A 9,372-nucleotide genomic window follows, 5' to 3' on the forward strand; every position below is an offset into this window, starting at 1 on the left:
AAATTTAATCCAATATAGAATAATATATACAAAAAAATAAATAGGTTCATTTCTGAACCTATTTAACCTATTTATATCATTTACTTCAATTCGCAACCGCCTACAGGGCGTATGGATAAGATATGACACGAATCTTTTCCGACAACATCTTCTATGCGTCGTTTAAAATCATCAAGCATATCAAATGGAACAAATGCCTGCACCGTACCCGCAAAACCTCCTCCATGCACTCTATATGCTCCTCTATCCCCAAGTATCTCGCTGCATAATGCCAAAACCAGCGATACCGCTTGTTTTTTGGGCATATTATTTGAAAATATATTCTGTAAATACATATATGACGAATAACCCGATTCTCTTACCAGTCGTTTAAATTCTTCAAAGTCATCGTTCTTAATTGCCTGCATCTCAGAAATCGCTCTGTCGTTTTCGTCAAAAAAATGAATTGCTCTGAGAATCGCTCTGTCATTATTTATTTTCAAACGTATATTATGTATATTATCATAGAATTCATTTCTGTCAATTTCACGCAAATACTTTTTCCCAAAGTATGATGCTATTTCCTTCATCTCGGCAGGAATTGACGCATATTCATCTGTTAAATCTGCGTGGTCAGCTCCTGAATCAATAATACAAAGTGCATGACCATGTTTTTTTAAATCAAATTCCAATTTTTCTACAACAGGTTTCTCTGTACTTTTAAAATCTATAAACACCATAGATCCTACTGATGACGCCATTTGGTCCATTAGTCCGCTCGGTTTATTGTAATATATATTCTCTGCAAATTTACCGAATTTCGCTATTTCCGTCGCATCCACTTCACCGTTTGCAAAAAGACCATTGATTACCGTACCTACAAGTACCTCAAAAGCTGCTGACGAGGACAATCCCGAACCTTTTAATACATTTGAAACTGTATATGCGTCAAAGCCCCCAACACTGTAACCTAAATCAACAAATTTTTTTATAATTCCGCGAATAAGTGCCGCCGCCGTTTCAAATTCATCCTCCTTGATTTCCAATTCATCAAGTTTAATAATATCCATCGGATAACCTTCGGACTTAATCCGGACAACATTTGTTCCGTTTGGAGCGGCTGCCGCTATTACATCAAGATTTACACTTCCCGCTATAACACATCCATGCTGATGGTCGGTATGATTACCGCCGATTTCTGTACGTCCCGGTGCGGAAAACAGTGCTATACTTTCCTTCTTACCGAACGTAGATTCAAAGTTATCTATAACCCTTATGTACCTTTTTGCATAAAATTCGGTTTCACTATCCGTACAATTGTATATATTCTGCAGTTGTTCATTATAAACACCTGCCTTAAGCATATCTTTTACTATATTTATATTGTGCATATATATCCTCCTGATAGTGATACAGACAAAACCATACGGCTTTGTCTGTATCGAAAAATTTATTTTGTATTAATTTTTTGATGTATATTCTGTAGCAAATGTGTATGAAGGCAAACCGCTTCCATCTGTGAGATTCGGTGACTCAGGATAAGCACCAAATGCATATCTTGCCTTGACCGGAGTCTTAACTTCATCACAGCTCAAAATAACAGTCTTTCCTTTGATTTCTGCATTAGCACTGTAATAAATACCATCTTCTCCCGCAATCTCAAAACCGTTAAGAACCGTTACATCAAGCTTGTCACTTTCAATAAGCTCGTCAGTCTTATAGTCTGCATAGCAATCTTTATCCAATATATCCAAATCTCCATCGGCTTCAAATGTTAAAATAAGCTTGTCGCCATCTGTCTCCATCGACTTATACTGTGGTCCCGTTACCGAGCTGTCCGTATATCCATAAATATCGTGCTTTGCAAGAAGTGCAAATCTTCTTGCAACCTCATCCTTTCCGTAAGGATGTATATCATGGCGGGCATTTCCCGAAGTATTGCCCACTGAACCGAAATTACCTACTTCATCAAGATTTGATACCATTCTAACATAATTCGGATTTGTTACCTTATCCAACGCCCATACCTGAGCCGCACGGATATTTTCAAAATTCTGATTTGAATATCTTGCAAGTTGCGCATAATAGAACGGAAGATTTTCGTTATTAAACAGTTCTCTGTAATTGTCAATAAGTGCCGCCATTATCGTACTGTATTGATCTGCACTCATTCCCTTGCTACTATCCAAGCTGTCTGCATCCTCAGGTCCATCGGACTCGCCCTGATAATACAGAACTCCTGACAGTTTAAACTTTCTTAAAGGATAAACACGGTTATTGTATAATGACCACGGCGAAGAAATTCCTTCAACATAATCATTTTCAAGCCATCTGTCTATCCTTGTACCTCCTACAGCAGCATGAATATAACCTATCGGTCTGCCTGTTTCTTTATTAAGTTCCTGTGCAAAATAATATCCTATTGCAGAAGTTGTATTTGCATTTGAGAATGTCATCGGTGCCCATGCATTTCCTTCAATCTCCGGAAGATTATCGCTAGGATTCGAAGAACCGTTTCCGCCCTTGCTTAACAAATCAATAGTTCTGATATTAGAATTTTCGGCTCTTTCCTTTTCTCCTGCATAATTCTGGCTGTCAATCCAACTCAACCATGCTTCCATATTTGACTGACCGGCAAGCAGATAAACATCGCCAAAGATAATATTTGTATATCTCCTTGTTTCTTCGCCGCATTTAACCGTCATTGTATAGTCACCGCCGCATTCCTTTGCATCAAGTGTAACCTCCCAAGTGCCGTCCTCAGCAATTGTGCAGTTTGCTTCATATGCTGTTTCTGCGTCCTTTTCCTTAAGAGTAACGGTTACAGTATCGTTCGGAACACCTGTACCCCAGACAGTTATATCCTCATCTGCCTGAAGCATCATATTATCGGAAAATACATTCGGCAAAGCAAATGGGCTTTCAACATTATATTCTGTTTCATATACGTCACCTATCGGTCTCATGCTGTCGTCCCATACAAATACCTTCGCAGTATAATTTCCGCCTACCTTCGGTACGTCCATTGTAACCGTAGTTTCATACACGCCTCTTGCGTCAAACTGAATATCATCGCTGTCTATTTCTTTTATCGACTTAAGAACACCATCACAGTAAAGCGCCGTATAAATTTTTCCGCTTTCAGGCTTCTGTTTTTCAATAACTCTAAGATTCATATTGTTGGTTTTACCGTATTCCAATTTGCCGTCCGCCGCTGAAAATTCATCAACAATCCAGTATGCTCCCGACATTTCAGAATATGTTCCCGCTTTGATATTATCGATCCACAAAGTTGAATTTGCTCCCATCCATTCGTGTCCGAATTCAAGCGATACAATCTTACCTATGGTTTCAGTAGAAGCTGCTCCCGGATCCGAAGTACTGTCTGCAGTTGCGGTAAACCATATATCTCCGTTGTCCAAAGTAACAAATTTATTATTTACCTTAACCGCATACTTATTAGTTTCTGTATCAACGTAAAATTTAAAGTTAAACCACTTTCCGTATACATTGTCCATGCCGGACGCTATGTTATAATACTTTCTATATCCGCCGTCACTGAGTGAAATCACATCAAGGTTTTCACCCGTCAGACGTATAGCTGCAAAACGTGTTGAACCGTTATTTAGCGCAACATACATCTTGCTACCCGAATCATAATAATTAGGTGCGTCGAACATAGCGTCAAATTCAACATATGCTTTTCCCGTAAGTTCTTCAAATTCGTTGTCGTCATTACCCAAATCAAGCGTTACGTTTGCGCTGTTCCACCAATCCTTCGCCAAAATACTCATGGCATTATCATGTCCTGATTTTTCACCTACAGATATTTCATATGTACTACCCGAATGTGTAAATCCTTTTTCACGAGAATTGATTAGTGCAGCCATATCATCATCTGAAAAATCCTCTTGAGCCGTAACAGAAGTGCTCATGTTCGTACCGTTAACATTGATGGCATGTATATTCTTGCTGAAAGATGCGCCTGTTTTGCCTAATTTTGAAGAAGGCGTAATCTCTATCGTTAAAACGCTGTTTGTGCCATAATCCGACGGCACTTCAAACTTAAAGCCCTCCGATTCTGACGTTGTTCCACTTGCAACAACATTTTCACTGCTATTCATATATACTTTATATGTACTGCCATCCTCAATACTACCGTCACAGTTTGCATATTTATATGAAACAGTAACTTCTCCACCGTCTACAATTTTGCCTTCTGTATGTATATCATATACATACGGTGCCGAACTGTTACTGTCTGAAAGACTTATCGCCCACTTTGTTCCTCCTATATCAAGTTCGCTGTTGTCCTCAGCATTTGTAAATATGCAGTAAAGAACTCCGTTTTGTTTTTTCTGTTCAATTGTCCATTTTGCTGCATCTGTATCGGCAGAACCAAGAATTATATTGCCATTGCTCCTTACTATTGCCTTATCACCGGCAGCCTGTTTTATGACATATTTATTATCACCGACATATTTAATTTCCCACTTCTGATTTCTTCCGACAAGCTTGCTCCATGTTTTTATCGACGCGCCATCTCCGTTTATATTACTCGGATCTACGCTCATATACGTTCCAAGCTTATTCTTAATTAAAACAGTATTTTCTCCTGCATCCTCAAAACTCCAGAAGAAATGATTGCTTGTGCTGTAATACCACATCGCAACTCCGCCGCCGTTACCGTCATATTCACCGTCGATTTGAGCAAACAAGGTTCCGTCTTTTCCAAGCATTGAATTCATAAGCCAATATTCATTCGCTCCTGCTGTACTCTTGACTCTCTGCCAAATCTGCTTTTTTGAATTTACATCTATCTTCTCCTGTACAAGGCTTCTGTTATCTGAACCAAGCGACACTGCCATGCCTGTCTGTGCATTTATAAGTCTGAAATTAGCGTTATCAACATAATCAAGTATCCACTTTTGATTATCTGCTCCCGCACATTCATCTGTTGTGGTTATTTCCGTATTATTCAATGAAAGAACCTTACCATTATCGAGATTCGACAATTCATATATCCCTTCATTGAAAGTACTGCCGCCCTCATTAAGAATTATAAATCCATCTACAATACACCAATCGCCGCCGGTTTTTGTAAGCTTAAGTGTATGTGAGCCATTTGCAAGTCCGCTTATTTCCATAACAGTCAGTCTTCTATCACCGGACGCATCCTGTATTTCACCTACATTAATTTCATCATAGTCCGTGCCGTCAATTGCTGCCGAAATAATTCCGCTATTTTTCTCAAGTACAACCTCTATTCCGGTACCGCTAAATTCAACATTTAGACTTGAACCATTTTCGGTAGCGTAATGAACATCGCCCATATAATCGAAATTGCTCATATTACGATTTTCACTTCTGCCCCAACCATCTCCGTAAGTAATCATTGGGTTATCATCATTTATAAAATTCGAGTATTGTCCTCTTACCGCGAATGCGTCAAACTCAAAGTAACCGCCATCCTCATTCTGCACAACCTTAATAGTATGATTTCCGTAATCAAGGTCGTCTACTGAATATAATACCTTCTGACCTCTTGGAGTATCAGACTTCGCATTGAATTTTCCTTTGCTTTCACCATCTATAAAGACCTCCATAGTCTTGCTGTCACTACTTCCTTCGGCTATTACATCAATACCGGTACCGACAAACTGAAATTCTATGCTTGAGCCTGCACTCTGCGAATAATGAATATCATTACCTATATCCGGAAGTGAACGTTCATTATGATAGCTAAATCTGTCATATTTAATTCTTGGATCACTGTCATTTATAATTTTGCCCGTCTGAAGCTCTTCACCATATAAGTTCTTAAGCGTATATGACTTTCCGGCTTTGGTGTCAAAACTTAGCAGCTTACTTGTATCGGTAACATTTTCAAGCTTATTTCCATCTTCATCATAAACTGCGACATTGTCCCAGTTTATTGCCGCATTTTTCAAAATGTTTACTCTATTGCCGCTCTTTGATGTAATTTTTGCCGACTTGATTGTATAATCCTTCCATTCAAAATCTACATCAAATGCACCTTCAGCTGACATTCCTTCAATGTTACCTTCACTCCATTCCTTAGGAAGTGCAGGGAGAAATTCAAGCCTGTCGCTGTGTGACTGTAAAAGCATTTCCGCCAAATCCTGCGCAATACCCAACGTACCTTCTATACAATATACATCACATGGTGCAAGGGCTATTCCCTCCGGTGATATACTTAACAGGTTCGGCCATGTAAATGTATCAGCTTCAAGTTTGAGATATTTATATGCATTCTCGCCGTCCTTTAATCTCGCATACTGTGCCGCAGCCATAACTGCTGTCCATTCTGTATGCTCATAATCGTTTCTGTTGTAACGACGCTGCATCGATTCAAGTGCCGCAGCAGCAAGTTCCGGAGTTCTGTCCGGCGTAATCTGTGCATACGGGAATAAACCCAAAAGATGCGAGGTGTGACGATGGTTTGTATTGCCGTCATCTGTCAATCCTTTTTCGTCCGCATTCTTTAAGAATGGCCACTCTGCCACTGTACCGGATTCGGTTATTTTATAATCCGGCAGACCGGCATACTTTTCTTGTATAGCTGCATAATATCCGTCGTTCTTGCTTACTTCAGCCTCACTTCCGTCACCGTCAATATACTTTTCACCTTCCAATATATCATAGCATTTTAACGTCTGCTCAAATATATCTCTTATAAGCGTAATATCATATGTTGACATAATTTCAACATATCCATTTTCCGGCGATCCGCTTGGAATCGTTACCCAATAGGTTTTTCCGTCATCTGCTGTATATTGTGTCATAAAACTGTTAAAGAACTTAGCAGTTTCTTTCAACATATAGAATCCGGATTCCTTAAGGAATTCCTTATCGCCTGTATGATTATAATAATTCATAACCTCTTGCATAATCCATGCACCGCAGGCAGTATCCGTGAACGCTTCCCATGAATCCTTACCTATTCCGGCATAACCCCATGCATTCGTTGCAACATTGGCAAGCCAACCCTCGGCATTATATTGTTTCTCAGCGGTTATCTGTCCGCTCGGAATAAGTATATTCTTTATATAATTTATCAGTGGAAGTTCACTCTCAGAGAGATTCGCAGAATTTGACATCCACTGATTCATCTGCGTATTCACGTCAAGATGATAATCGCATGTCCACGCCATATTGCATGCAACATTGTCATTCCATATACCAAGTAGATTCATTGGCAATGGTGAATTTTCACGAGAACCGGCAATCATAAGGTATCTTGCGTACTGATACCAAAGCGACATAAAGCTTCCGTCAATTTCAGCTCCGTCCCTGATTGCTTCATATCTGACGTCGGTCGGATCTTCAGACTTTAATTCGTCTTTTGCACCGATTTCAACCTTCATTCTGTTAAACAACTTACTTACGTCCTCTGTATGTTCTGCCTTAATGTCGCTATATCCCTTAGCCACTGCGGCATCAAGCTGATTCTTACAGTTTTCTTTACTGTTCTGATTGTAATTTTCGTTTGCTTTAAAGTCTGTTCCGATTGAAACTATAACTACAACTTCATTTGCATCTAATACGTGCATACCGGTTTTGTCATATGTAACAGTTCCGCCATCAGGAACTGCCTGCATATAACCAAAGGTATTAACACCGTTTGTAACACTATCAGTATTGTATACCGCGCCGTCCCATTCAAGATAATTTTCACCTGCGGTAACCGTACCGGTACCTCCGTTTGTTTCCTCGGTAGCAAAATTAACGTCAAAAGAAATTTTTCCGGATCCCTTCTTGCTATACTTAAGAGCTATTACCTGATCGGGATTGCTTACAATCGCTTCACGAGTATACTTCGTACCACCCGATGTAAATTCGACAGTGGAAACCGCATTTTCAAGGTCAAGCGAACGTCTGTAACCAGAAATAGCATTATCCATACCGTTAAAGCTAAATTCCAGCTTACCGAACGGTCTGTTTGTGCCAAAGTTACTGTTCCCCTCGCCTCCCATTTCACTTAAATACTGAGTCACCTTAGACCTGTCGGGAGTATCCTTTTTCATTTCCTCACGCAGATTATTGAGAGCTGCCCAATTATCAGTGCTGCCGTCATTATCAAGGTTTTTGCTTCTGTGGTCTTCGCCTGACCAATCTGTAACCTCACTCAATGACAGAGTATCCGAAGTAATTCCGCCCCAAACCATAGCACCTATTCTGCCATTGCCCAACGGAATTGACTGCGCCCAACGCTCTGCAGGCATTCTGTACCACATAGACATAGCTTTATCGGGTGCAACCGCAGGATTTGTAAAAGAAAGTTCTGTCCATTTTGAAAGCTCTACATTATCCAAAATAATACCTCCGTACCAGCTTGAATGAACATTTTTGATTTTAATTGATCCGACCTTTGCGTCAGACGCCTGCGAGGCGGCTCCTACATCATCGCTTGTACTCATCGGGATCCATGCACCGAAATTTCCTATATCAAGCGTATCCGCTCCTACCTTAACCTGATATGTATTATCATCATTATTTACATATACCGTAACCTCATGAAGCACATCAAATATATTGGACGCACCCTTTGCCAGTTCATAGCGGACGTTCTCAGTCTTGCTTTCATTAAGTGCAATCAGATTAAGAGTTATATCATCGCTGTTCTTATCCTTTGTATACGCTTCAAATGCCATAAACGGCTTGCCGTCATCTGTAAGTAACTCTATCATATTACGGCTTCCGTCCTGCTTATTTCCAATATTGCTGTCAGCTGTAGCAGCATACTGAAAGCTTACCGCAATGTTATCTGTCATATAGCCGTCATATACAGTTTCATCAATACCCTTGGCAATCGCAGACTGTTTTAAATTTAGTTCAAGTGAACTGTCGTCCCACTGTGTACCGCAGAAACGTATCATATTTGAGCCTGTCTGAACATTGTTAAAATTGTTTCCGCAGTCAAATGCAGCACCATTTCCGGGATTATAAGTCCATCCGTTTTCATTTGTCTTAGCCATATCAACAAAGCCGTTCTCTTCAAAATCTTCTGAATAAAACGGTGCTGACGTGACCATGCTGTATTCAGTATCTTCCGTCCCATCAGCATAAGCCATTGACGGTGCAGGTATCATGCTTGCGCACATCGCCGTAGCAATTGCTGCCGATATAATCTTTTTTTTCATTTTATTCCCTTCCTCTCATTTATAATTTGATGATTAAATTTTAGCATAACCACTATGATATTCATAGACGAAAAATATCATCTGACATATGAATAATTTGTTATATGGTTTAAAAACCGCATAAAACCTAATAAATACACAAGGACTGCCGAAATTAACGGCAGTCCTTGCATTAAATATTTTATGAAGGTTTTAACTTATTTTATCGACAGCTGTATTGCCTCTGTAA

General features: G+C 39.7%; 2 protein-coding genes. Both read right to left on the reverse strand.

The genetic code is table 11. The features are described from left to right. Positions 1–80 precede the first annotated feature (80 nt). Positions 81–1,370, reverse strand: coding sequence for a galactokinase (locus tag ACLTU0_RS04345; protein ID WP_412276356.1), 1,290 nt, complete (start codon positions 1,368–1,370; stop codon positions 81–83). A gap of 69 nt (positions 1,371–1,439) precedes the next feature. Continuing rightward, entirely contained in the window at positions 1,440–9,143 is a 7,704-nt protein-coding gene (locus tag ACLTU0_RS04350) for a glycosyl hydrolase family 95 catalytic domain-containing protein (protein ID WP_412321507.1), read from the reverse strand. Positions 9,144–9,372: the final 229 nt, after the last annotated feature.

Origin of the sequence: Hominilimicola sp., assembly GCF_046972485.1 — a bacterium.
Taxonomy (GTDB): Bacteria; Bacillota; Clostridia; order UBA1381; family UBA1381; genus Hominilimicola; species Hominilimicola fabiformis.

Excerpts from the sequence above, each read along its gene's own strand:
- ACLTU0_RS04345 (WP_412276356.1), bottom strand. The coding sequence starts at position 1,370 with ATGCACAATATAAATATAGTAAAAGATATGCTTAAGGCAGGTGTTTAT.
- ACLTU0_RS04350 (WP_412321507.1), bottom strand. The coding sequence starts at position 9,143 with ATGAAAAAAAAGATTATATCGGCAGCAATTGCTACGGCGATGTGCGCA.